Origin of the sequence: Alteromonas sp. KUL49, from assembly GCF_006538345.1 — a bacterium.
In the GTDB taxonomy this organism is placed as follows: Bacteria; Pseudomonadota; Gammaproteobacteria; order Enterobacterales; family Alteromonadaceae; genus Alteromonas.
The window spans coordinates 21,175-46,886 of sequence record NZ_BJKL01000017.1 but is presented as its reverse complement, the minus strand read 5'-3'; the positions used below and the strand labels follow the sequence as shown (position 1 = coordinate 46,886).

Below are 25,712 nucleotides of genomic sequence, written 5' to 3'. Positions count from 1 at the left end.
CGCCATCGTCACCGTAATAGCGAATATTTTTGCGTTTCTAGCACCGGTTATCTATGGCGGTGGTTTGGCACTTAATGCTTTACTAGATATAAATGCGTTGCTCAACATTCAAGATGAAATGTTAGGCCTGTTTACTTGTATCGCTATCATCGGATGTACAGCTGGTATCTGGGCAATATGGGGAGGTCTAAAATCGGTCGCCTGGATGGACTTAGTGACTATTGCGGTCATGATTGTAGGCGGTATTTCCGTAACAATATTTGGGTTAATCGCTTTAGGCGGAGATAGTTTTTTCGACGGTTTATCGTTAATGATTGAGCGCAACAAAGCCCAAGAAGGCATCTGGAAAACAGCAGTAGATGCTATGAGTTTTGAAGCTGTAAAACATGACGAATATGATCGACTGTCGGTAGTTCAACCGCTTACTCACCAGCTCGTTCCATGGTCTCACTGGGTATTAAGCTTTTTCTACATAGGCCTTTGGTACACAGTGATAAATCAATTTTTAATTCAACGAGTTTTCGCTGCAAAAGACATGTATCACGCGAGGATGGGCGTTGTATTCGCTGGCTACCTAAAGCTGTTACTTCCGTTCATTGTGGTCATTCCCGGCCTTATATTCTTCGCTATGAAGCCAGACATAATTGCTAACGCTGGCTCACTAGACGACGTTAGACAAGTCGCAGACCAAACCTACGTCATTCTTATCAATACGGTTATTCCTATCGGTCTTAAGGGTATTTTACTCGCGGCACTTTTCGGTGCCATTCAAAGTACTGTCAGTGCCGTACTTACATCTACTTCAACCATTATTACGATGGACTTTTACAATCGCCTTTCCTCCGCCAAGAAAAGCCAGACACAGCTCGTAGGGGTGGGACGAATAGTCACCTTCTCGTTGTTGGCTCTTTCCATATTTGTTGGTGTTTGGATTAGCACACAAGAAGTCAGCCTTTTTGCTTATATTCAAGAATTGTTTACTTTCTTTGCCCCTCCGTTCTCTGCCGTATTTTTACTCGGTACTTTCTGGAAACGCATCGGCGGGCAAGCCGCATTTGCTACCTGTGTTCTTGGCTTTATCTTCGGTATTGCACTTAAGGTTTGGCTGTCGTTTGGGAGCGCACCTGAAATTCTCACACCTTATGCCAATCAAGGAGTCCTAAACTGGCTTTTTTGTATGGCGCTGTGTGTCAGTCTAAGTTTTGTTACAACACCACCTCGACCCGATCAAATTGGCGACGATGTGACATTTAATTTCCGTGGCGCATTTTTCTTCTCTCACCTTGGCAATAAATGGTACAGCCACATTGGTCTTTGGTCGGGTTTATGCGTTGCCCTAATGTTTGCGCTAATCATTTCATTTTCAATTATTTTTTAAGGAACTGACTCGATGGACTTTTTTAATTCATCTCTTGCAATGAGCCCACCAATGGGTTGGAACAGCTGGGATTGTTTTAGCGTATCAATTACAGAAGAAGAATTTAAAGCTAACGCTGTATTTATGGCTGAGCACTTAAAAGCTTTTGGTTGGGAATATGTTGTGCTGGACCTAGGATGGTATTTACCTAACGCTTCACATACCACCTACAAGAAAGGCGATATTCCAATTCTAATAGACGAGTTTGGACGCCTAATACCCTGCCCTGAAAAGTTCCCCTCGTCGGCAAATGGAAAAGGCCTCAAGCCGCTGATTGATTTTGTACATGATCTAGGTCTCCAGTTTGGACTCCATATCATGCGAGGTATTCCCAAGAAAGCGGTAGCTTTGAATTCTCCAATCAAAGGCACATCCTCGCAAGCGAGTAGCATCGCATACAATAGGGAACAGTGCCCTTGGTTTAACAGTATGGACACACTCGACTTTTCACACCCTAATGCCCAAGCCTATTACGACTCTATCTTTGAGCTTTATGCAGAATGGGGAGTAGACTTCATCAAAGCGGATGACGTGAATACTTGGCACGAAGTTAATAACAGTGATGGTTCCCCTACAGGTACAGGATCTCCCTACAGAGTAGATGACATTGAAGGAATAAGTAAGGCTATCAGCAGGTGTAGTCGAAGCATGCTACTGAGCCTATCTCCGGGGGGCCCAGAGACAACACTGATAAATCATTTGCGTAAACATGCAAATATGTGGCGGATATCTGCAGACTTCTGGGATGAATGGGGCTCACTTAAAAAGCAGATGGAGCGATGTGCCACATGGGCCCCTTTTGCTACTCGCGGTCATTGGCCTGATGCGGATATGCTTCCTATCGGCTTCCTCCCGAGAGGAGAATCCGGTGGTCAAAACAGAGCGTCTAACTTCACACATGAAGAATGCTATACATTGATGAATTTGTGGTGTTTGGCTCGCTCTCCTTTGATGCTAGGCGCAGACATGACTCAGCTTGATAGCTTTACGCTATCGCTTCTGACTAATGAGACACTGATCGAAGTCAACCAAGAGTGTGACATTAGCTACAGAATGATCGAACATCCCGACTATGACATTTGGTTAGCAAGAAATACCATCAAAGATTCTGTGTATATCGGACTCTTTAACAAAAGCGATACCTCTACAGAGATCTCACTCAATCTAGACAATATCGACTACCCTGTCGGTTTACATGACGTTTTCGAGGTTTGGGGACGTTATCCAGTTATTATCGACACGAACACTTTTAAGATAACTCTGCAACCTCACGACTCTGCGGTTTTTAAATTTAACCCTTAAATTTCACACAAATTATTAAAAAACGTGTTAACACTATTGCAACAAAGGCTTATTCGTATTATTTTGTAATACAATATTAACATAACAATAATAATTTGATTGCAGTTCGTTGTTAGAAAAGCTCATTTGGAGACAACAAGATGTTCAAACAAAATAAATTAGCCACTCTCGTCCGCTCACACCTACTTACGAGTCTCATGGTGTCTGCCGTAGCCTTCCCTTTTGCAGTACATGCGCAGGAAGCCAATACTCAACAAAGCCAAGAAACCGCTGCAGAAGACGAAGCTGAAATTATTGTAGTTCAAGGTATTCGAGGCTCACTTAGCCGCTCAACAATGACTAAACGTGCCGCAGACCAAATTGTCGATGCTATTTCTGCGGAAGATATAGGTAAACTGCCCGACAATAACATAGCTGAAGCGCTACAACGTGTCACAGGACTACAAATCGGTCGTGACGAAGGTGGTGAGGGTGCGGGCTTTCAAGTTCGTGGCTTAAGCCAAAACCGCGTTGAAATAAATGGTAGAAGCTTAATTTCCAATAACTCGGACAATCGCAATAATTCATTTAACGGAATATCTTCTGCACTGTTTGCTGGCGTAGAAGTCATTAAATCTCCGTCGGCATCCGACACTGAGGGAGCACTCGGTGCAACGGTAAGATTAAAGACACGTAAACCATTCAGTACCAAACCAGGCACAATTCAGGTCGCGGGAAAAGTAAGTCATGATGATTTACGCGGTGATGAATACGACCCAGAAATAAACCTTTTTGCAAGCGACGTGTTTGAGACAAGCGCAGGTGACCTGGGTGTTCTAATCAATATCTCAGCACAAGACTATCACCAACGTACCGATCAATTTCAAAACAATGGTTGGTCGAAATTGGGTGGAAATCGCTACAACCTAGCGAATGCGCAACACATTCCAGAGGGAGAGCTGACTAATCCAGGTAACCCTGGATACGACGTATGGGTAGCACGTACAAATCGCTTTCAGAGAATGGACTTCGATAGACAACGCATAGGTATCGATAGCTCCATTCAATGGCAAGCGAGCGAGAATCTAGAACTATTTTCAGATATCACGTTGGTCAAGTTCGAAACTCAGCAGAATCAACCCAAAGTAGTTACACAGCTGCATCAAGGTAACATAAGGTTCGGCTTTTCACCGGAAGATCTAATAACGGTTACCGACCAAGATGATGTCCAACATGGTTTCTTGATGCGTGGCACTGCGGTATCAGCGACTAACGCAAACAATCCTAACTTTGGGCAAGGGGGTTGGATTAAGTACAACCCAACGCACAACCTGACTGAAGAAGAACAGTATGCTGTTGCATTTGGTGGGCAGTATTTAGAGGACGATTGGAGCGTTAAAGCGCAATATCAAACATCTCGAGCAGTGAACGATACTAAGGGTATCAATACTAACTTCCAGTTGACTAAAGCAAACGAAGTACTACAACGAGTTGAATTTGATTTCTTTGGCTCAGACTTACCCCAAGTTAATAACATTTTGCCGGAGGGTTTCTCGGCTTTAGAAACTGAAGGGTTTGAAATGCGAAATGTATGGTCGCGAAATCAAGACAGAGAAACCGGTGAGGATAGCTTCAAACTTGATTTTGAATTTATGTACGAGCTTGGGCCTATTTATGCGCTAAAAACTGGTTACAGGTATTCGAACAGAATAGCGAATCGCAATCAGTTCCAACTCAATGACCCCTCCGATGGCAATGAAAGCTTCACAGTGCTCATTGATGAGCTACCGGATAATGTTAGACAGTTTATCACTTTGCTCGAAGATCCGTTTATGGAGGGCGTTTCTGGCACAGTACCTCGCCAATGGTTTACGCTTTCAGAGATGACTAACGGTGAATTTGTGGAAGTTGCTAATGCAATGTTTGCCTTGGATGATCCTGAAGGTTTTGAGGGCCCTGCAGCGGAATTCTTGGAAAACTTTGGAAACTTCTTTGATATAGAAGAAAAAACTCACGCTATTTATGCACAGGCTGATTTTGAAGGTGACTTTTATCGAGGTAACTTTGGCGTTCGCTATGTTCAAACAGACGCAGCCATAGATGCCTACAATATTCTTTCTAACGGTCCCAATGACGCGTTTGATCCTGCGTTTGCTGAGTTAGTTTCTGCAGCCAACGATTATTCGAAATTTCTACCAAGTGCAAACATTTCATTCGACCTTAGTGAAGATATGCAACTAAGATTTGCAGCAGCGAAAGTAATGTCTCGCCCCAATCCTGCAGACTTATCTCCTGCACTTAATCTGCCGGGTAACTCTCAGCAAGCGAACGTGGGTAATCCAAACTTAGCGCCGTTTGAAGCGACTCAGTTTGATGTATCTTACGAGTGGTATATGTCTCAAACCAGCGCACTTAGCGCGGCAATATTCTATAAAGACGTAGCCTCCTTCTTTAAGGAAGGCACTCGCAATGAAATCATTGATATTAGCGAAGATAGAAACTCTGATGGATGTACCGTTGCGACAATCGGTATCGCTCCTGACTGTACTGCTGAAATAGCGCAAGACGATGAAGTTGTCATCTCGTTCAAGGAAAATGGCGAATCAGGTACCATTCGCGGATTCGAATTGAGTTGGCAGCAAGATCTAGGTGACTTCTTTGATTCAACGCTAGACGGTTTTGGTTTCGTCCTCAACTATACATACACTGACAGTGATCAGCCGGAGCAAAACTTCAACCAAGTTACAGGTGAAGAACTTCCACTCCCTCAACTTTCGGAAGTAAGCTATAACGCCATTGTATTTTATGAGAAAAATGGTTTGGGTATTCGTTTAGCATACAATTATCGAGACGAGAGTCTCATAGCCAATAGTCAACAAGGTTTGGCTCGATATGCCGATGAATACGATCAGCTTGATATATCGGCAGACTATCAACTCTCAGAGGACACGACGTTGTTCTTCAGTGGCACAAATATCACTAACTCACCAGTCCACGAGTATGTGGGTATCAGTCAGGCGACTTACACCTACAGAGAAACTGGTGCTCGCTACACAGCAGGAATTAGAACAAGGTTTTAATCACTCGTTAAGGAAAAAGGGGCTAGACGCCCCTTTTTTAATGTCAATTAGTCTATCGAACTGGGTATCACTAACCTTAATTCGATAAACTGACTCACCCACTCAGCCTCGGGGTCTGACTCCACACCAATACCATAGGCGATACGGTCAATAGCGAAATTTGCGGTGTATCCTGTCTCAGAGTTTTCTAGCAAAAATTCCACGCTATTCGAAACGCCTTTTAAACTCAATTCTCCAGATACTTTGAACCCACCGCCTACTGCTACAATGCTGCGCGAACTAAAGACCGCTTGCGGGAAGTTTTCAACATCGAACCAATCTGCTTCAGGAAGCGTTTCATCATACATACTGTCACCAGTTTCAGCTGATGACAGTGAGAACGATGCCTCAATCTCGGGGCTAGCTGCTGGCGGTAGGATCAACTTAGCTCGCCACTGATTGAAACGTCCCTCGAATGCCATTCCAGCGTGCTCGCCTGAAAATAACAGTGACCCATTGTCATTATCAACTATCAGCGTTTTTGCAAATACTGAGCCCGACCATGCGAGAACTAGTAGCATTGCAGTTACTAAGTATTTCATCTTTTCCACCACATTCTTTCAATTAACCTTACCCCTTGCTTTTTACGATGCCAAACCACCGCTCCAACATGGGTAACAACGAATACGACCAACACTATAAATCCGTACCAATGCACCGTATTGGCTAATGCTTCTATCTCTTTATTTCTGGCGATACCGGGAATATGAGGCCACTTAATCCAGTCAACAAATACGAAAGTTGGCAAACCAAAAGGACTTGCCGACACCATGATCCAACCGGAAAACGGCAACAGAAACAGTAAAAAATACAAACCAAAATGACCAAGCTTCGCCAGCCTTTGTTCTGCTTCAGGGATATTCATCGGCAGCGACGGTGGTGTTGAGAAAGATCGCGTAAGTAGTCGTAAAACAAATGCCACCAGCATGACCACACCGGCAGCCTTATGTATTTGATATAATTTAAACTGGTCGGCTTTTGGTATATCAGCATTCACCATATAGAGGCCACTGCCAATCATAAACAATACCCCAAGAGCCATTGCCCAGTGAAGGGTAATAGCAAGACCATTATATCGAGATAGTTCAGTCATTGAGTTTGGCAAACTCGCCTTCGATCATTACCGTAACTTCAGCACCAATATTAGGCGCGTATTTGGTCATACCCCACATGGTGCGGTCGATCACTGTTGACGCTGAAAACCCCATGGTGGGCTTACCACTAAACGGTTGCCTCTTCATTGCACCATTGAAAACTACATCTAAGGTTACTGGCTTAGACACACCAAGAAAGGTTAACTCGCCAGTCATTACTGCTGTGCTATCGCTGGTCATTTCAATGTTAGTAGAGACAAAGTCAATGCTAGAAAACGTTCCTGCGTTGAACCACGCTTCATCTGTTGAAAGAATGTTATCGAAATCTTTTTCACTAGCATGGGGGTAAGCTGTTTCAATACTCATAGGGTTGATACTAGCGGTAACCACCGACGCTGCGATATCCTCGGGGTTGTACTGTATTGAGGATTCAAAATCCGTAAAGCGAGCAACATAATTACTCAATCCTAAGTGAGAAACCTTCCACACAATACTCGCGTGAGTCAAATCAACTTCATATTTGCCCGATGGCAGCTGTTCAAAATCGCTTTGTGCCAGCACTAAGGACATGCAACTACATAAAAACAATGTGGCGATCGCCATCATTACTTTAAAAGATTTCATTATATTCCCTCGTTTATTTAACTCTTAAACATTACGTTAATGAGGGGGGATGGTTCAAATTAGATATTGAGCGAAGACTGATGGCCCGCCCGAGAGGATTCGAACCTCTGACCTCACCCTCCGGAGGGGTGCGCTCTATCCAGCTGAGCTACGGGCGGTTTCTGCAAGAGTTACACAATCTTAATGCCCTGAGGTGGTATGTTCTGCAAGGATTTGTAAACTGTGCATCTAAGCGGGGCGTAATAATACTTACGCCAGAGGTCGGCTTCAACTCATTTGTACAATCAAATGAAAATGAGTTTCAAGCCCAATTGAAAATCCTTACTTTTTATAGGTAAATGGTCTCAAATGGTTGTTCACACATGAATTACCGTTATAATCTGGCCAGTTACCGTATATTTAATGTTCCTGATTGCCTGGAGACAGATGTGAAATTAAAAACTTGGTTCACTGTGGCTGCAACTGCCGTAACTGTGTTTGCCGTGCAAGCACAAGAAATGAGTACAGACGATATTGCTGACCGTATCAAACCTATAGGTCAAGTGCACGTTGCTGGCGCTACTGCCGACACTGGTGCCGCTGCAGGTGGTGCTCGTTCAGGCGCTGATATTTACAACAGTGCATGCGTAGCGTGTCACAGTGCAGGTGTTCTAGGTGCACCAAAACTCAATGCCGCAGCTGACTGGCAGCCTCGTTTAGACGAAAAAGGCTTTGACGGCGTTTGGCAAAACGCGATAAACGGCATCAATGCAATGCCTCCTCGTGGAACCTGTGGCGATTGTTCAGATGATGAGATTAAAGCTGCAATCGAATACATGATCGAAGGTATTTAAGATCGTCAAAGTATCCAACAAACTGTTGGAAAAAGTAGCGTTTTTGATACAAATCGGGTAGTTTAGTCGGTTCACGCCACACAAATAATTATTATAACTATCAGAATGTCGTCAATATCAACGCAAAGCGAGTTGACTGAAGACGAGTTGCGGGAACTCATTCCGCAACTTCAGCAACTTACAGAGAAGTACAAACGCGCTGAACGTGTTCAGAAGGCGCTTTTTGACATTTCTGAGCTAGCGAGTTCTGTTAGTCACCTTAACCGCCTTTATTCTGCGATCCATGAAATCATTGGCGATTTCATGAATGCAGACAATTTCTATGTTGCCTTTTACGAGCGCGACAATAACGTTATCGATATGGCGTATATCGTTGACGAATACGACGAAGCCACAGCTAAGCAAATGCCTGCCGATCAACTTATGGACGGTATTACTGGCTACCTTCTTCGTTCTGGCGAATCTCTATTTTATAAAAGAAGCGATGCGTCACTCATCGAAGAAGAGTACGGCATCAAGTTATTGGGTTCTCGTCCACACGAACTTTTAGGTGTTCCGTTAAAACGGGGCAGTCAGTCTATTGGCGCCATGGTTATTCAAACCTATGACGAGCGCGTACACTACACACCTGAAGATCTAGAGGTATTGCTGTTCGTTTCGCAGCACATTGTTACCACAGTCGATCGGGTTAAAAACCGAGAACTCACTGAGCGTACCATCAGAGAACGTACTCGACAGCTACGCAAAATCAACGACGATCTCCAAGAAGAGATTCTCGAGCGACAAAAAGTCGAGTCACTTCAACAAGCGCTGTTCGAAATTTCTGAACTTGCTGCGAACCTAGATGGTGACATGTCTGTGTTCTACAGCAGCCTACACGACATACTTTCTCGACTTATCAGTGCTCCCAACTGTTACATCGCCATTTTAAATGAAGCACGAGACGGACTCGAGTTTCCGTATTTTAGTGACGTGCAGAGTCAATCGGTCGAAGCTAGGCCGCTGGGCTTAGGCTTAACCGAATTTGTATTGCGCAGTGGACAAGCCGAGCTCATCAACCCACCACGAGTACTAGAACTTGCCGAGGCAGGTGAAATTGACGTATCTGTTGCCCAGAAGATGCTCAACAGCGCTAACTCTTGGCTGGGATCACCTTTGGTGGTTAACGGAGAGATTTCTGGGGTAATTACCGTACAAACCTACGGTAAGCACGCCAAGTACACCGGGCGTGATTTGGAATTGCTTCGCTTTGTATCTCATCATATTGCCGTTGCAATGGAGCGCAAGAAAAGTACCGAGGCTATTCAACGAAACAACCAAGAACTCGAAGAACGAGTTAAAGCGCGTACCGCAGAGTTAGACGAAACGAACAAAACACTAAAGCAACAGATAGAAGAACGTAAAGAGATCGAGCTCAAGCTGATTCACGATGCACATCACGATTCACTGACCGATCTACCCAACCGGGCTATGTTCACCAGCCGCTTGGAGTTAGCTATTGCCAGTAAGCAGCGCTATCCAGAGAATATGTTCGCGGTATTGTTCATTGACCTCGACCGGTTCAAGGTCATTAACGATACCTTGGGTCACCATGCAGGTGACGAGTTCTTAGTGGAAGTTGCTCGCCGAATTACTTTGTGTATTCGCGGTCACGATTTGTTAGCGCGATTAGGCGGTGATGAATTTGTTGTATTACTCGATAACTTTGAAGACGCATCAGACGTTGAAGAAGTGGCGTCTCGTATCATTCAGTCAATCTCAGAGCCATTCGTTTTAGAAGGCCGTGAAATGTACTCGGGTGCAAGTGTGGGTATTGCTCACGTAGAGCCTTATTATCGCACCGCAGACGAAGCACTAAGGGATGCTGACGCAGCCATGTATCAGGCGAAGACCCTTGGTAGAGGTAGGTTTGTCATGTTCGACAAGAGCATGCGTGATCGCCTCATTGAAGAGCTAGAGCTAGAGAACGAATTTAGAAAAGCGTTACGTGACGAGCAGTTTGAATACTATCTTCAGCCAGTTATCGACCTGAAGAAAGATGAGGCCCTCTATCACGAAATGTACGTTCGATGGTCTCATCCGTCTTATGGCAAGATAGCCAGAGAGCAGTTCCGACAGGTTGCTGAACAGAGTGGTTTAACCCTAGATTTGGATTTGTTCCAACTTCAGAAAGCTTGTGAGTTATTAGTTAGCTGGCGCAACCAGCACGGAAAGCCTGCGCGCATTGCGGTGAATGTGTCGATTAACCATCTGTTGCAAGCATCTATGGTCAACAAGATGATTGCGCTCCTTGAGTCTTATGATGTATCGCCTCAAGAGCTAGTGTTCGAGTTTGACGAAAACGATTTGAATCGCCGCTCTCAGTATATTCTGCCTGCAATTAAAAAGTTGAAGCGCGCTGGTGTTACTCTCGTACTGGATAACTTCGGCAGCGGATTAGCATCACTGAGCTATTTGTTCTCATACCCTTTCGACTTTATCAAAATCGACCACCGCTTTGTAAAATCGCTACCGCGCTCGCAACGAAACCTAAAGCTAATTCAATCTGTGATGCTTATTTCAGAGCATTTGAAGTTTGATGTGATTGCAGAAGGTGTTGATGCCACAGCGCAACTCGAAGCACTCACCGATATTGAATGTAATTATGCTCAGGGCCGGACACTAGAACAGCCGCTGGCCCTCGACCTTACGCAAAAGACAGGTTAACTATTTTTTACCTAACATGTCGCGAAGGTTAGCAATGCTCGCCTGCCCTTTTTGCTGCCTAACTTGCGCTGATACTTTAGGTTTCTGATTTTCCCACTGAATATCATCTTGGGGCAGCTCGAAAAGAAAACGGCTGGGCTCTGGAAATATCACTTCACCGTATTGCCTGCGCTCTTTGGCTAAGCTAAATATGAGCTCTCGCTGGGCACGGGTAATACCCACGTAAGCCAATCGGCGCTCTTCTTCGATATTATCTTCGTCTATACTGCTTTGGTGGGGTAACAACCCCTCTTCCATCCCCACGAGAAAAACAATAGGAAACTCCAATCCTTTTGAGGCGTGCAGCGTCATTAGCTGAACTTGGTCTGCTTCGCCGTCATCTTCGCCTCGCTCCATCATGTCTCTGAGTATCAAGCGATTAACGACTTCAGTTAAGTTCATAGGTGGGTCGAGATCGTTACCTTCGAGCATATCGGTTACCCAACCAAATAGCGTACTCACATTGGCCATGGCCATCTCTGCCGCTTTAGGACTCGCGCTGTGCTCATACAACCACTCTTCATAGCCCATAGTTCGGATCATGCTGCGAAGAACATCTTTCGTATCGCCGCGATTGGCATTGTCTTCAATGCTAACAATCCAGCGGGCAAAACCAGAAACCGCATCGTACGCTTTACCACTGAGTACAGAGCTTAACCCGTCATGAGTTGCCGCTTCAAACATGGATTTACCCAATACATTGGCGAAGTTACCCAATTTTTCCAGCGTTGCACGGCCTATACCTCGGCTTGGGGTATTTATAACGCGCAACAAGGCATTATCGTCATCTTGGTTAACCAAGAGTCGCAGATATGCCATGATATCTTTCACTTCTGTACGTCCGAAGAACGACATACCACCGCTGATCTTGTAAGGAATACGGTTGCTCATCAATAGCTTTTCAAACATTCGGCTTTGATGGTTTCCGCGATACAAAATGGCATAGTCTTTAAACTGCGTTCTGTTCATGAACTTGTGAGCAAGTAGCTCTGCTACCACCCGCTCTGCTTCATGCTCTTCATTTTTTGCTTCTATGATACGCAGTGGTTCACCGTAATCTAATTCTGAAAAGAGCGTTTTATCAAACAAGTGAGGATTATTCTGAATGAGGATATTGGCGCAGTGCAGAATACGGCCAGAAGAACGATAATTTTGCTGAAGCTTAATCACATTTAAGCGAGGAAAGTCTTGCTGCAACAAATGTAAGTTCTGTGGCTTAGCGCCACGCCATGAATAGATTGATTGGTCGTCATCGCCAACCACAGTGAAGCGTGCACGCTCACCCACCAGCAGTTTGACGAGTTCATACTGACTGGTATTGGTATCTTGATATTCGTCTACCAATAAATAACGAATTTTCTGTTGCCATTTGTCTCGCACGCTTTGATTATTTTTCAGCAGTAGCGTGGGTAACAGTATCAAATCGTCAAAGTCTAGCGCGTTGTAGGCTTTAAGGTTCTCTTGATAGCGCTTGTAGGCTTGTGCAAATTCTTGCTCGCCACCGCTTTTTGCTGTTTTTAGCAAAGCATCGGGCAGTATCAAATCATTCTTCCAATTAGATATACAGCTTTGCAATAACGAGAGCTGATCTTTGTCACCGTCGATGGTGTCTTGAGTAAGATCAGTCAGCAACGCCAACGAGTCTTTGTCATCAAACAAAGAGAAGCCCGGTTTAAGCCCTAACTCTTTAACATGGGCTTTGATGATTGTTAGCCCCATGGTGTGGAAGGTAGAAACCTTGAGACCACGAGCTTCTTTTTTCCCTAAGGTCTGCCCCACTCGCTCCTTCATTTCTCTTGCCGCTTTGTTGGTAAACGTCACTGCGGCAATAGTGCGAGCAGGCACCTGACATTCTCTTACCAAATAAGCAATCTTATTAGTAATTACACGGGTTTTTCCGCTGCCAGCACCGGCCAATACTAAGCATGGCCCAGATACAAAGTTAACAGCGGATTCTTGTGCATCATTTAGTTTCATGAATGTCTCAAAGGATAAGGCGTATAAAGTTATCGTTGCATGTCATCTTCATGCCGATAAAATAGAAAGTACTCTAGCGCTGCGCATTATAAGGGAATTCCATGTTGGATCCGAAAAAACTCGAAGAATTAGCTAAACAAATTGCAGATGCCGTTCCTCCAGGTGTTAAAAACATTGCGGAAGAAGCAGAAGGAAAGATCAAACAGGTGTTGCAAGCTCAGTTATCTAAACTTGACCTTGTTACTCGCGAAGAATTTGATATTCAAAGCCAAGTACTCATTAAAACCCGCGAGAAATTGGAGGCCATGGAAGCGCGTATCGCCAAGTTAGAGGCCGATCAAGACAGCTAGCGCTCTGCACTAGTGAGCACAGATACTGTAAGACTGCGGTATCTGTGTCTACTCAAACCGTGACATAATGCAGCAGAAGTCCAAGGGTAAAAACTAACCCTACATAGTGACTTTCTAAAAACGCAGTAAAGCAGCCTTCTCGCTCTCTAAGTTTGGTAAATTGGTACTGACGGTAAAACAAGCCAGCACACAGCGCCAAAGCACCGTAGTAAATCACACCAGCAGAAATTTCCATACCCACGGCAACAAGCAAACCTAAAGTCACGGCTTGTAAAATACCAATAATCAATAGATCGTGTTTTCCAAACAATATCGCCGTAGACTTTATGCCGACTTTGAGGTCATCGTCTCGGTCTACCATGGCGTACATGGTATCGTAAGCGACTGTCCAACATAAGTTAGCCACAAATACCCACCATCCCCACACAGGGATCGTCTCTGACACAGCCATAAATGCCATGGGTATGGACCAACCGAATGCTGCACCCAACACCACTTGCGGCAAGTGCGTGTAGCGCTTCATAAAGGGGTAACATCCCGCAAGTAACACGGCAACTACAGATAAAAGAATGGTCTGCCAGTTCAAAAACAGCACCAGAACAAAAGCTACTGCGATAAGACCGAAAAACAGCTGTAAAGCTTGCTTTGGTGTGACCTCCCCACTCACTATTGGTCTTGCTGACGTACGCTTCACGGCACCGTCGACTTTTCTGTCGGCATAGTCGTTAATCACACATCCTGCAGAGCGCATTATCACCACACCTGCCACAAAAATGAGTGTGATACCGATTGCAGGTAATCCCTCCGAGGCCATAATTAATGCCCACAAGGTTGGCCAGAGCAGTAAATAGATACCAACGGGTTTATCCAGTCGCATTAGACGCCAATAGGCATCTATTCTTTGTTTGCTATTATCCATTGTTTTCGGCGTACCTAGTCTCATATGCAGGCGCATTGGGTAGAAAAACTTCAGCGACTATCATTCGGTAGTCATTATAGGTAAAGACAGAGCGTCGTCCCCATAATTGCTGTTCGGTATCAAAGCCAAACGCGCGGGCGGGTACTTGGCATAACTCAAATGCAGAACGTTTAAAACGATCATCATTGAACAGGCGTTTACCCAAAGGCTGGGTGCCTAAGTTTGCCAGCTCGTCTTCAATTAACCCATTGGGGATCACCGAGCGTGCAAATATCCAAGGAACTTGATTACCACAAAGGACAACTTCCCTCACTTGGTAGTCACTTACATTCGCCTTTTCGTCATGACGTAGTGCCAATGCTTCATTGCCATGAATGTCAAAATATCCCTGCCCCAGTAACTTAAGTGAAAACTGATGACACAAGGATTGTACGCGCTCTGTTAGTGAACCAGTATCCAGTAACCAGTTTTTCAGATACGGATCCGGTAAACTCAGCTCCCTTGCACAGTACCAAGTTACGTCTAGCCCGACAGGAAAACTAACCGCTAGTGTCACGTCTACATCCAAATTACACCTCATTGATAATGGCATATCATAACATTACATTGCCTATAAACCGCAAACCTGCGGAAGTAAGTCGTTAAATCCATCGAACATAATTAATTTGCTGATAATTATGAATTTCTTATGTCATCGGAAATTTTGTATAGTGCGTTTCATTGGTGATTTGCTACACTAGCAAGTAATCGCACTTATCATCAGGTTTTAGAGTTGACCAAGATAACTCCGTTTTTATCAATGTTGTTCGCAGTTTTAGTAGGCTTAGGTTTGTCTACCAAAGCTGGTGCCCAAACCAACACAGATTTTGCGTACCTTGCACTTGAGCCCGACATCGTGACCAATTATGTGGGCGATACTAGTCGAAAGCTCGGCTATGTGCGGGTTACTATTGAGTTGATGATAAACAGTGTAGATAACCTAGAAGTAGCGGAACACCATATGCCCCTACTGCGCTCTACTACCATAGAGATTTTTGGTAGCCAGCCAGAAGAAAAAGTAAAATCTCTGACGGGCAGAGAAGATATTCGTAGAGCCATATTAAAAGCACTTCAGGCGCACATGAAGCAAGAGACCGGTGGCGAAGTCATTAAAGAAGTCATCTTCACCAAGTATCTTTACCAAAGCTAACCTTATCGCCGCTGTGCAGAAAATTTAGCAACAATAAATGCCATGACGCACCCGGAGATAAGGCCAGAGGTGTGCGCGGCATTTGCCATGCTTACCCATAAGATATCTGCGTAACCTAAAGCCAGCCATACAAGCATAAAGCCGATAATAGGCTTTTGTATCGATATACCCCATTCAGGCCGTAACCAACCTATCCACCATACAAACCCCATAACCGCGTACACTACACCGGATAACCCGCCAAACGTATATACATTATTGAGTTCAACAAGAGGCTCACTGAAGAGGCCTTGTGTTACGTTCGATACAATGGCTGAGACAAAAAACAATAGGAAGAGCATCGATACTCCCATCGTGTTTTCGATCCGTGCACCTAGTGTTCCCCACCAGAGTAGATTAAAGACGATATGCAATACACTGAAGTGAATGAATGCAGGCCCTAACAAACGCCACCATTGATGATTTTCTGCCAATATATCCAGCGGCTGCATTAATAAATTGGCAGTAATTACGCCAAAAAAACCAAGATGAGAAAAACCGTAAACCAACACACAAACCATCAGAATAAACGCGGTAAATGGCGCTTGTTTGGCCTGTTCAAAGAGCGCTAGATTGGGCAATAAACGGCTACTCGCCTGACTCGACGTTGCCTCGCCTTGCTCCCATGCAGCTTGTTGATACTTCGGATCATTGGGGTTTTGTACAAATGCTTCAGCGATACCCATGGCTGCATCAATATCCGCGGCATCAGCAACCACAACAACATATTCAAGGTTGTTCGTTGTCGTATTTTTTCTCGTAGCCAATGAGGAACTAATTCCCTGGGTATTTAAGTAGCTGACGAGCAGATGCGCAGGCGTTTGTTGATTAAACGCAACAAGTGGCGTACTCACTAGGTATTAGACACAATAGGCTGTGACAAACGCCATGCCTCAAAACCACCATCCATGCTGTATACGTTCGTAAAGCCCTGCTGAACGATAACTTGTGCCGCTTGTTGACTGCTTACACCGTGATAGCAAACCACCACAACTTGAGCGTCTTTTGGTGTCGCATCAATAAACGTCGCGAAGTTGTCGTTATTGAGTGGTGCAGCCTTTGGCATGTGTGCAAGGGCATAAGACTGTGGGTCACGTATGTCTACGATAACCGCATCGTCGGGGAGCGCTGCTACTTCAGCAATGCTAATATGAGAAAATGAATCCATGATTACTGCCAGTCTAAGATGACTTTACCTGATTGACCTGACCCCATAGTATCAAACCCCTTCTGGAAATCATCAACAGAATAAGAATGGGTAATAATTGGTGTTAAATCGAGGCCACTTTGTAGCAAGCTAGCCATTTTGTACCAAGTTTCAAACATTTCACGGCCGTAAATACCTTTGATAGTTAGCCCTTTGAAAATCACTTGGTTCCAATCAATGGCGACATCTTGTGGCGGAATACCTAACATAGCGACTTTTCCGCCGTTGTTCATTTTGGCCAACATGTCTCTTACCGCCACAGGAACTCCTGACATTTCGAGGCCCACGTCAAATCCCTCGCTCATACCAAGCTCGTTCATCACGTCTTGCAATGATTCTTGGCTCACATCAACCGCGCGAGTTGCTCCCATCTTTTCAGCTAAGGCTAAGCGATAAGGGTTAATGTCTGTGATAACTACATGACGGGCACCTACATGGCGTGCTACCGCAGCGGCCATAATACCAATAGGTCCGGCGCCGGTAATCAATACATCTTCACCGACCAAATCAAAGCTCAATGCAGTGTGAACAGCGTTGCCAAAAGGGTCAAAAATAGAGGCCAAATCGTCACTGATATTGTCGGGGATTTTGAACGCATTGAATGCGGGGATCACCAAATACTCTGCAAAAGCACCAGGACGGTTTACACCCACCCCTTCAGTATTTCGACACAGGTGACGACGTCCTGCTCGGCAATTTCGACAATGGCCACAGGTAATATGACCTTCACCCGACACTCTGTCTCCGATGGCAAACCCTCTGACTTCTTGTCCCATGCCAACGACTTCGCCCACATATTCATGCCCAACAACCATGGGAACAGGAATAGTTTGTTGTGACCACTCATCCCAATTATAAATGTGCATGTCGGTGCCACAAATTGCTGTTTTACGGATTTTGATCAGCAAATCATTGTGACCCACTTCAGGCTTTGGCGTATCTTGAAGCCAAATGCCCTTCTGGGCTTTAGCCTTAACTAAAGACTTCATGCGATCACTCCCATTTCACGACCAACCTCGATAAACGCGTCTACCGCTTTATCAACGTGCGCTAGGGTATGGCCAGCCGACATTTGCGTTCTGATACGCGCCTGTCCTTTGGGCACTACAGGGTATGAGAACCCGATAACGTAAATACCTTTTTCAAGCAGCTTGTCCGCCATGTCACTCGCAAGTTTTGCGTCACCTAACATGACGGGAATAATCGCGTGATCTTTACCCGCCAAAGTAAAGCCAGCAGCTTCCATACGGGTGCGGAAATGGTTAGCGTTCTGCCACAGTTGCTCACGCAACTTATCGCCGTCTTTCATCATCTCAAAGACTTTCAGCGAGGCGTTAACAATAGGCGGCGCTACTGAATTAGAGAACAAATAGGGGCGTGAACGTTGACGGAGCCACTCAATGACTTCTTTTTTGCCCGAGGTATAACCACCGGAAGCTCCACCTAATGCTTTACCCAAAGTGCCAGTGAGAATATCTACGCGTCCCATCACGTCACAATATTCATGGCTACCACGGCCGTTGTCTCCTAGAAATCCTGTCGCGTGACAATCATCAACCATCACAAGGGCGTCATATCTGTCGGCTAAATCGCAAATGGACGCCAAGTCAGCAATAACACCGTCCATTGAAAATACACCATCAGTGGCAATGACTTTAAATCGCGCGCCATCGGCATTGGCTTGTTGAAGCTGAGTTTCTAGTGCTTCCATATCGTTGTTCGCATAACGATAACGCTTTGCCTTACACAAGCGCACACCATCGATAATACTAGCGTGATTCAGGGCGTCAGAAATAATCGCGTCTTCGGGTCCAAGTAGGGTTTCAAAAAGTCCGCCATTGGCATCAAAGCACGATGGATAGAGTATGGTATCTTCTGTACCTAAAAACTCACTAATTTGAGATTCCAGCGCTTTGTGGATGTCTTGGGTACCGCAGATGAACCGCACGGAAGCCACGCCAAAACCCATGGCTGTCTAGGCCTGCTTTTGCTGCCGAAATTAAGTCTTGGTGATTGGCCAACCCTAGATAGTTGTTTGCGCAAAAATTGATAACATGGTCACCATTGCTCACGCCGATATCAGCTTGCTGTTGAGACGTGATTACTCGCTCTTTTTTGTACAAGCCGTCATTTTTAGTTGCAGTTATTTGTGATTGCAAATGGGATATGAATGCCGCAGACATGCCAATCTCCGATGTCGATAGAAAAGGTCGTTAGTGTAATGAAAGCGGGAGTATCGGTACACTGCTGAGTTCGGGTTTTATCAGGTTATCCGGCGGCACGTGTAAATAATTCTAAACACTTGTAATTACAGCACTAGTAGGTGGTAATTTAGGTATTTGGTAACTGCCATTTACCATCGACCAATTTGTCGTCCAACGCTCTCCAAATATCGGCTTCGGGAATGGGCCGGCTCAAATAGTAGCCTTGCCCAATATGGCACTGATAATCACTGAGCAAAGACAATTGTGTCGACGTTTCAATACCTTCTGCAACAACCTGTAAACCGAGCTTTCTCACCATGGATATGGTGGACTGTACAATGTTTCTGTCATTCTCACTTTCGATCATTGACGCAATAAATGATTGGTCAATCTTAATATAGTCTGCTGGGAGTGATTTGAGGTAGCTTAACGAAGAATACCCAGTACCAAAGTCATCGATGGCCAATAGACAGCCCATTTCTCTGACGTTTTTCATCACCGCGGTAGCACGCTCCACATCGGAAACCAGCACAGTTTCCGTTAACTCTAAACACACTTGAGAGGGCGCAATACCGTTTTTGATAATCTGCTCTTTCAGTAACTCTGGCAAGTTGGGATCAAGAAATTGCTCAGCCGAGAGGTTAATCGCCACCTTCATATCAAACAAACCACGTTCGTTAAACTTCTTGATAAAACGGGCAGATTTATTCAGTACCCAATAATCAAGCTCAAGCATAAAGGCGGTATTTTCCAGCGCGGGGATAAAGTCCCCCGGTGAAATTGCTCCTTTCTGCGGATGATACCAACGAAGCAGCGCTTCAAAGCCTACCAGCTTGTGCGTTTTGATATCTACTTGTGGTTGCAGCGCCAAACTAAATTGATGCTCTCTAAGTGCAATGCGTGCCTCCGCTTCTAGTTCCACCTTCTTCATGACTTTTTGGTTCATCGTGGAATCATAAATACTATACCCAGCACCTTTTTTCGCTTTAGCTTCGTACATGGCAATATCAGCATGTCGGAGCATTTCTATGTGTGTTGCCCGAGAGTGACGGCTTATTGCTACCCCAATACTTATCGACAAGTAGAAGCGATGCTCACCAATCTCTAACGGTTGATTGAAAACATTCACGATACGGTTGGCAATGTTCTCAACCTGCGAACGACTGGTTATCTCTCTGAGCAGTACAACAAATTCATCCCCCCCAAATCGAGAGGCAATGTCGATATCTTTTATGGAACGCGAAATTCTCACGGCCGCCGCCTTGAGTAATTTGTCTCCCATGTCGTGACCAAAACTGTCATTCACCTTTTTAAAATCGTCAAGATCCATAAATAAAAGTGCAACTAACCGACTTTCACTCGACGAGGAATCTGCGAGCTCCTTTTCTATGTGAAAGGTCAACATATTGCGATTTGGCAACCCAGTAAGTACGTCAAACATGGCCATTTTTTCTAACCTTGCTGTCGTAGTGGCCATTTTGCTATCAACTTCTTCAAGCTCTTTAGCTAGTCTTGTAGATGCAGCTTCAACCACATCAAGTTCGTCTGGAAGGTGGAACCACTTTGGCTTAGGGCTATTGAGCGTACTTTTGTGAAACGCGTGGAATTTTCTCTCAGAAAGTAACGGCAAGCGCTGACTAATGGCGAGTAGACGCTCTCGATAAGGTCGTAAATAAAGATTCAACAAGAATACAAACACAAAAAACAGTATTGCAGCACTGACCATAACACCCAGTTCATACTGGTACTTTTGATCCATAGCGTCAGAAATATCTCGTACCACCAGCACATATGGGTGGTCACCCACGAGATGTCGAAATGGGATCAAACTGACCATAAACACTTGGTCGTCAACACTGACTTGCTGACCGTGTTCAACCAACATTCCTTCAGTGGTTTCAGGTGGCAAGGTCGCCAATATACGATTGAGCAAGTTAGTGTTTTCGTCGGTTAACCGACTAGAGAGCTTAAACCGTAGAGGTGAGGACTGGGTTTGAACCATGGCCACTCTAAAAGCTTCAGTAGTGCGATAGAACAACGACAGCAGTTCACGCAGTGATGTAGACACAACGACCACAGGTACCTGACTCTCATTTGCCATCACTGGTGTAGCTAGGTAGTGAAAGCAAACGTCTTCACACAATATCATGGCACGACTATCAAGGGACTCTCTAGTTGTTTCTACCAAGGTGTTTATTGCAGCGCCTCTCACACCACTTGGAGCATTGTTCTGTTGGTCGAACAGCCACACTTCCTCAAGCTGTATGTTCAACGCTAAGTAGTCTTTTGCATTGGTCAATGTGGCTAGAAGAGCATCGCGATCGTAGTCCCCATTTTCAATCACTCTGGACTGGTTGGCTAAATCAATCCAAACTACCACCCTACTTCGAATAACTTCTTCAAGTAATTGTAGCCGTCCCTGATTTTTAACCTGTGTCACCTTCTGACGTTCAATAAGGTCTTGTTCGGCGGCTCTTATAAGAAATGCAGAGATAACCACAGACACAATAAACACCATAATGAGCAATACTATGGTGTTTTTGGTCGTTAGCGACATACGAACCGTCATTCTGAACGCTCACTAAAACCAGTACATCAATTGTATTGACCACATGCGCCATTGCTCTTCGGTATGAGACGCAATATTACGGTCTAACAGACTTACCGCACGCGTTGCGCCATCTACCCAATGATGTTCCGCTTGCAGTCGCCACTGAGGTGCAATATCCCATCGCGCTCCCAACACTACAGCATCCATGTAACCAAAGTAGGGAGGAACAGCACCACCGGAGGTGACAAAAAGTCGTTCACCGTCTTCGTCTGATACATCATGTGTGTAGGTATCATATCCAATCAACCCACTGATTTCTGGCGTAAAGCGATACCTAAATTGTACAAATCCACCTTCGCCACGTCTCTTTTCTTCGTATGTTGGCGTAAAGAGTCCCTGCGCATCTTGGATCTCTCTGAGCAATTCGGCACTTAATTCCCAGTTTTCTGAGAAGTACAGTGCGCTGACCATTAACCGCAGAAAATCCACATCACCCGCAAATCGATAGTCAACGGCTGCAGGTTCATATCGAAAATCTGAACTCAACCAACTCGCCCCTAGCTTCCAATTCATCGCTGAAGGCTGTAAAAACACACTCGCCTGATGCACAAAATCTTGTTTAGCCCTTCCCTTTGCATCTGTACCTAACAAGTATTCAGTCTGTGCTTTGTTAATATGAGATCGCCCATAACTCCAATTGACTTCCCAGATATGTTCGTTGGTGTAACGGGTAAAGCCCGCATGAACACCGTCACTTCCCAAAGCGATATCTCGAAAGCCATCTGCATAAACAGATTGAGGTAACACTGCTGTGTCTCGAGTTTGGGGTACGTCCCGGGTAGCAGAATAAAGCCAATGTCTGTTCTTAAAGCGACCGATGTGCACATAACTTTGCCAACCAGCAATTTCCGGCAATTCCCAATCTAAGAACAGATAGTCTAGTCGGGCGCCGCGCTCAAATCGGTTACCACCGTCCAGATAAACCACTTGGCCTGCCACACTGATATTACTCGACAACTGATAATGTCCATTAAAACCAACTTCTGTTAGCTCAGGGGTAATGCTTTCATCGTCAGTAATAAATCTACTGTTAATTGATTGAGTAACGCCTTGAGAAAGGTAACCATGCCAAGAAAACTCTTGCCCTATTACCTCAGTTGAACAACAAGCCAATGCACAAAAAGGCATCACTACAGGTAAGATCCTTCTCATGATTGCACCTCGATTAACTTAGTGGTTTCGTAACTTCCCTCTTGGATATAACCTATTGCGCCATCAGTCTTTTCGATAATATCAATGAGTTCTTGCAGACTGCCGACTCGTGTTGGCGCGTCACCTTGCCCGGAGTACGTCATTTGATCCCAGATTCTGTTTAGCTGATAAGGAAACATTTGCAGCTTTTCGCGACAAAAAGCTTTGTGAAGATCCGAGTTATCCGCGAGCACGAACACACGAATACGCTGCCCATCGGGCCAGTGTTGCTTCATACCCGTAAATATTTGCCGTACTTCACTTTGGGTTAAAGAAGACGTTGCCACACTGCGATGAGCAAAAATTTGAATCGACTCAGCGGCTGCAAGCCTACCTGTAAATACCGTTAGAAGAATTATTAGGATGGGTATAAGTAAGTGTCTGGCTCGCAATCGCATCTGTCGTATGAATAGATGCACTGCCATTGGATACTCTCCATGTAAGCGATAAGCGAAAGCGCTCTCTCTTCACAAGTGTAGATAATGCCAATGGCTTTGCCACAAAAATGCCGGTTAACTAACGAATAATTTATCCACTTTGTCGATCACTGACTCCACACTGATCTTTTGCATCAAGTCACTGCCCTTGGCTCTTACGCCCCAGGGTAAGGCTTGCCAAGGCTTACCTCTTTGTTCAGCGATACACTCTTCATACACGGAACATGCGTTGTCGATATCTTTATACGGGCCTGTTCTAAGGGGATTTGAGTGTGCGTAAAGCCCAATAACAGGCGTACCCACCATTGTCGCCATATGTGCGGGTCCAGTGTCTGGTGCAATAACCAACTTCGCGTGTCGCAAAAGCGCGACTAACTGATGGAGAGACGTTTTTGCAGTATAGTCCTCGGCAATGACTTGAGTATGCTTAAGAATAGCGTCAGCCGTACTTCTATCTAGGACACCAGGTCCACCAACTAAAATCACCTTTTTACCCATTTGCGCTATGTGTTCAGCAACTTTTGCGTAACGCTCGGGTAACCAGTTGCGCTCGGCTTTACTCGCAGCAGGAGCGATAACGGCATAGTCACCCAGCTCTGCCGCTTTTTGCAGCCCCCATTGTGAGTCTTCTTCTGAAATTGGAATGTCCCACGATACTGTTGATTGCGATGGAACACCGAGGGCATCAGCAAAATCCATAAAACCATCTAGTACGTGCGCATGTTTTCTGGGTGCAATGCGTTTATTGGCGAATAACCAATGTAACTCTTTGCTTCTCGCCCAATCAAAACCTATGCGAGTTTTTGCCTTTATCACTCGCGAAGCCAAGTTAGCTCGCAACGCTACCTGCATCATTAAAAGCGCGTCAAAGTTTTCAGCGCTCAGCGCCGTTTCAAGCTTCTTAACAGCAGCCTTCCCCTCTCGTTTGTCGAAGATAACAAATCGCACGTTAGGGATAAGTTTCACTAACTGGTACTCAATTTTACCTATGACCCAGGTAATTTCAGCATCAGGCCACTGGTTGCGAATACGGGTAACCATGGCTACCGCATGACAAACATCACCAATGGCTGATAAACGCATGATGCAAATTTTTTTTCCCACAGAATCACTCTCTAAAGCTGAAAAGCGTGAATAAATCATTAGAATAAACAATTTACCATAAGATGCGCGCCCAATGACGACAATACGCCAAGAGTTCCTTGATGGTCATCATATTATTTATGACCCACAAGTTGTTTCTACTCCAAGTGCATCACTGTTTTCCGCCATTTATTGGGAACAAAGTGGAAAGATAACTGGGAAAGCTAAAGGTCGCGGAACAACCTTATTTATCCATAATGAAGGTCACGACTGGGTACTCCGCCATTTTCGCCGCGGGGGATTAATAGGAAAGTGCCTATCAGACCAATACCTCTTTACTGGTGTAGCGAAATCTAGACCATTCGAAGAATTTGAATTACTTACACACATGCGAGCAAAGGGTTTAAAGGTTCCAACACCTGTTGCAGCTAGCGTGCAACGCAGCGGTTTGATTTATCGCGGTGATTTGATTACCCGTGCTATCCCTAATAGTGTGGACCTACACCACCTGCTTACGCGCAAACCATTAACACCAGACCAGTGGCGCGACGTAGGTATTGCCGTTAAAAACATGCACGACTGTCAGGTTTATCACCATGACGCCAACGTGCGAAATATTATGTTGGACGACCAAGATCAAGTATGGATTATTGACTTTGATAGGTGCAGCATCAAAACCGGTGATCATTGGAAGTCTGACAATATTTCACGCCTACTTCGTTCACTTCATAAAGAAGTCACAAAAACAAAGCGTTTTACTGGCAAGAATCCGACTGGTTGTATTTTAAGAAAGGATACGAAAGCGCCTGACAACAGACGCTAAGATTCTGAGCTAAGTAAATTGCATCACGTTGCAATTATCGTTACTGTTTTCTCAATATTAAACTAGACCAAAACCTATGCACACTAGAGCACTATACCCAGGGACTTTTGATCCCATTACTAATGGTCACTCAGACTTAATTCAACGCGCCTCTGTTATGTTCTCTGAGGTTGTAGTTGCTATTGCTTCGAACCCCAGTAAAAAGCCGCTTTTCAGTCTAGAAGAACGAGTGGATATGATAAAGCATGCAACAGCGCACTTATCCAATGTTGAAGTGGTTGGCTTTACTGGTTTACTGGCAGATTTTGCTGATCAACAACATGCATCAGTACTGATTCGCGGATTACGTGCAGTTTCTGATTTTGAATATGAGTTTCAGCTCGCCAACATGAATAGGCGGTTAAACCCTAAATTGGAGAGTGTGTTCTTGACTCCCTCAGAAGAAAACTCATTTATCTCCTCTACCCTTGTAAAAGAGGTAGCCCTTCACAAAGGCAAGGTTAGCGAGTTTTGTCACCCTGTGGTTGAAGCCGCCTTAATCAAACGACTACACGGTTAACTTGCTGTGT

The 25,712-nt window shown here is 44.9% G+C and carries 22 protein-coding genes, 1 tRNA gene and 1 pseudogene; 9 read left to right on the top strand and 15 right to left on the bottom strand.

Annotated features, from left to right (window positions below):
* From EYS00_RS19565 to EYS00_RS19555, 3 genes are all read left to right on the top strand, one after another.
* Positions 1-1,378 (top strand): SLC5 family protein (locus EYS00_RS19565; RefSeq protein ID WP_130639596.1); only part of this gene is annotated, 1,378 nt, incomplete at its 5' end.
* A 12-nt stretch (positions 1,379-1,390) separates the two neighbouring features.
* Positions 1,391-2,719, top strand: coding sequence for a glycoside hydrolase family 27 protein (locus tag EYS00_RS19560; RefSeq protein WP_130639595.1), 1,329 nt, complete (start codon positions 1,391-1,393; stop codon positions 2,717-2,719).
* A gap of 140 nt (positions 2,720-2,859) precedes the next feature.
* Positions 2,860-5,778, top strand: a complete 2,919-nt coding sequence (locus tag EYS00_RS19555) for a TonB-dependent receptor (protein WP_130639594.1) — start codon at positions 2,860-2,862, stop codon at positions 5,776-5,778.
* A gap of 47 nt (positions 5,779-5,825) precedes the next feature.
* On the opposite strand, the gene EYS00_RS19550 is transcribed toward EYS00_RS19555, so the two are convergent.
* The 4 genes from EYS00_RS19550 to EYS00_RS19535 all read right to left on the bottom strand — a co-directional run bounded on the left by EYS00_RS19550 (position 5,826) and on the right by EYS00_RS19535 (position 7,693).
* Positions 5,826-6,359 carry a YceI family protein gene (locus EYS00_RS19550; RefSeq protein ID WP_130639593.1) on the bottom strand — a complete coding sequence of 178 codons (534 nt, stop codon included), beginning with the start codon at positions 6,357-6,359 and terminating at the stop codon, positions 5,826-5,828.
* A complete protein-coding gene (locus EYS00_RS19545) occupies positions 6,356-6,910 on the bottom strand; it encodes a cytochrome b (protein ID WP_130639592.1) in 555 nt (184 codons plus the stop codon). Before EYS00_RS19545 ends, EYS00_RS19550 begins: the two co-directional genes overlap by 4 nt.
* A complete protein-coding gene (locus EYS00_RS19540; RefSeq protein ID WP_130639591.1) occupies positions 6,903-7,535 on the bottom strand; it encodes a YceI family protein in 633 nt (210 codons plus the stop codon). The genes EYS00_RS19545 and EYS00_RS19540 overlap by 8 nt, the downstream gene beginning before the upstream one ends.
* 81 nt (positions 7,536-7,616) lie before the next feature.
* Positions 7,617-7,693 (bottom strand) — tRNA-Arg (locus EYS00_RS19535).
* 270 nt (positions 7,694-7,963) lie between these two features.
* On the opposite strand from EYS00_RS19535, the gene EYS00_RS19530 reads away from it, so the two are divergent.
* The gene (locus tag EYS00_RS19530; protein ID WP_130639590.1) at positions 7,964-8,368 is read left to right on the top strand and encodes a cytochrome c5 family protein; all 405 of its coding nucleotides are present in this window, start codon (positions 7,964-7,966) and stop codon (positions 8,366-8,368) included.
* 105 nt (positions 8,369-8,473) lie between these two features.
* Entirely contained in the window at positions 8,474-11,074 is a 2,601-nt protein-coding gene (locus tag EYS00_RS19525; RefSeq protein ID WP_130639589.1) for an EAL domain-containing protein, read from the top strand.
* Here the strand turns inward: EYS00_RS19525 and rep are convergent, their stop codons facing one another.
* Positions 11,075-13,090 carry a DNA helicase Rep gene (gene rep / locus EYS00_RS19520; protein WP_130639588.1) on the bottom strand — a complete coding sequence of 672 codons (2,016 nt, stop codon included), beginning with the start codon at positions 13,088-13,090 and terminating at the stop codon, positions 11,075-11,077.
* A 101-nt stretch (positions 13,091-13,191) separates the two neighbouring features.
* On the opposite strand from rep, the gene EYS00_RS19515 reads away from it, so the two are divergent.
* On the top strand, positions 13,192-13,440 hold the full coding sequence (locus EYS00_RS19515) for an accessory factor UbiK family protein (RefSeq protein ID WP_130639587.1): 249 nt from the start codon (positions 13,192-13,194) through the stop codon (positions 13,438-13,440).
* A gap of 52 nt (positions 13,441-13,492) precedes the next feature.
* On the opposite strand, the gene ubiA is transcribed toward EYS00_RS19515, so the two are convergent.
* Both ubiA and EYS00_RS19505 read right to left on the bottom strand, forming a co-directional pair.
* The gene (ubiA, locus tag EYS00_RS19510) at positions 13,493-14,359 is read right to left on the bottom strand and encodes a 4-hydroxybenzoate octaprenyltransferase (protein ID WP_130639586.1); all 867 of its coding nucleotides are present in this window, start codon (positions 14,357-14,359) and stop codon (positions 13,493-13,495) included.
* Positions 14,352-14,951 (bottom strand): chorismate lyase, encoded by a 600-nt coding sequence (locus tag EYS00_RS19505; RefSeq protein ID WP_242618848.1) that lies wholly within the window; start codon positions 14,949-14,951, stop codon positions 14,352-14,354. Before EYS00_RS19505 ends, ubiA begins: the two co-directional genes overlap by 8 nt.
* A 207-nt stretch (positions 14,952-15,158) precedes the next feature.
* On the opposite strand from EYS00_RS19505, the gene EYS00_RS19500 reads away from it, so the two are divergent.
* Positions 15,159-15,548, top strand: coding sequence for a flagellar basal body-associated protein FliL (locus EYS00_RS19500; protein WP_130639600.1), 390 nt, complete (start codon positions 15,159-15,161; stop codon positions 15,546-15,548).
* 2 nt (positions 15,549-15,550) lie between these two features.
* On the opposite strand, the gene glpG is transcribed toward EYS00_RS19500, so the two are convergent.
* From glpG to EYS00_RS19460, 8 genes and pseudogenes are all read right to left on the bottom strand, one after another.
* Positions 15,551-16,441 (bottom strand): rhomboid family intramembrane serine protease GlpG, encoded by an 891-nt coding sequence (glpG, locus tag EYS00_RS19495; RefSeq protein ID WP_130639585.1) that lies wholly within the window; start codon positions 16,439-16,441, stop codon positions 15,551-15,553.
* A complete protein-coding gene (glpE, locus tag EYS00_RS19490) occupies positions 16,441-16,755 on the bottom strand; it encodes a thiosulfate sulfurtransferase GlpE (protein WP_130639584.1) in 315 nt (104 codons plus the stop codon). Before glpE ends, glpG begins: the two co-directional genes overlap by 1 nt.
* A 2-nt stretch (positions 16,756-16,757) precedes the next feature.
* The gene (tdh, locus tag EYS00_RS19485) at positions 16,758-17,783 is read right to left on the bottom strand and encodes an L-threonine 3-dehydrogenase (RefSeq protein ID WP_130639583.1); all 1,026 of its coding nucleotides are present in this window, start codon (positions 17,781-17,783) and stop codon (positions 16,758-16,760) included.
* Positions 17,780-18,977, bottom strand: a pseudogene (gene kbl, locus EYS00_RS19480) (glycine C-acetyltransferase). Before kbl ends, tdh begins: the two are co-directional and overlap by 4 nt.
* A gap of 148 nt (positions 18,978-19,125) precedes the next feature.
* Positions 19,126-21,567 carry a bifunctional diguanylate cyclase/phosphodiesterase gene (locus tag EYS00_RS19475; protein ID WP_130639582.1) on the bottom strand — a complete coding sequence of 814 codons (2,442 nt, stop codon included), beginning with the start codon at positions 21,565-21,567 and terminating at the stop codon, positions 19,126-19,128.
* Between the two features lie 12 nt (positions 21,568-21,579).
* Complete coding sequence (locus EYS00_RS19470) at positions 21,580-22,761, bottom strand: hypothetical protein (RefSeq protein ID WP_242618847.1); 1,182 nt, start codon at positions 22,759-22,761, stop codon at positions 21,580-21,582.
* Positions 22,758-23,225: a hypothetical protein gene (locus tag EYS00_RS19465; RefSeq protein WP_130639581.1), complete on the bottom strand. Its 468-nt coding sequence runs from the start codon at positions 23,223-23,225 to the stop codon at positions 22,758-22,760. Before EYS00_RS19465 ends, EYS00_RS19470 begins: the two co-directional genes overlap by 4 nt.
* Positions 23,226-23,312: 87 nt before the next feature.
* Positions 23,313-24,341 carry a glycosyltransferase family 9 protein gene (locus tag EYS00_RS19460; protein ID WP_307723767.1) on the bottom strand — a complete coding sequence of 343 codons (1,029 nt, stop codon included), beginning with the start codon at positions 24,339-24,341 and terminating at the stop codon, positions 23,313-23,315.
* A gap of 73 nt (positions 24,342-24,414) precedes the next feature.
* On the opposite strand from EYS00_RS19460, the gene EYS00_RS19455 reads away from it, so the two are divergent.
* Both EYS00_RS19455 and coaD read left to right on the top strand, forming a co-directional pair.
* Complete coding sequence (locus EYS00_RS19455) at positions 24,415-25,143, top strand: 3-deoxy-D-manno-octulosonic acid kinase (protein ID WP_242618846.1); 729 nt, start codon at positions 24,415-24,417, stop codon at positions 25,141-25,143.
* Between the two features lie 76 nt (positions 25,144-25,219).
* Positions 25,220-25,702, top strand: coding sequence for a pantetheine-phosphate adenylyltransferase (coaD, locus tag EYS00_RS19450; RefSeq protein ID WP_130639580.1), 483 nt, complete (start codon positions 25,220-25,222; stop codon positions 25,700-25,702).
* Positions 25,703-25,712: the final 10 nt, after the last annotated feature.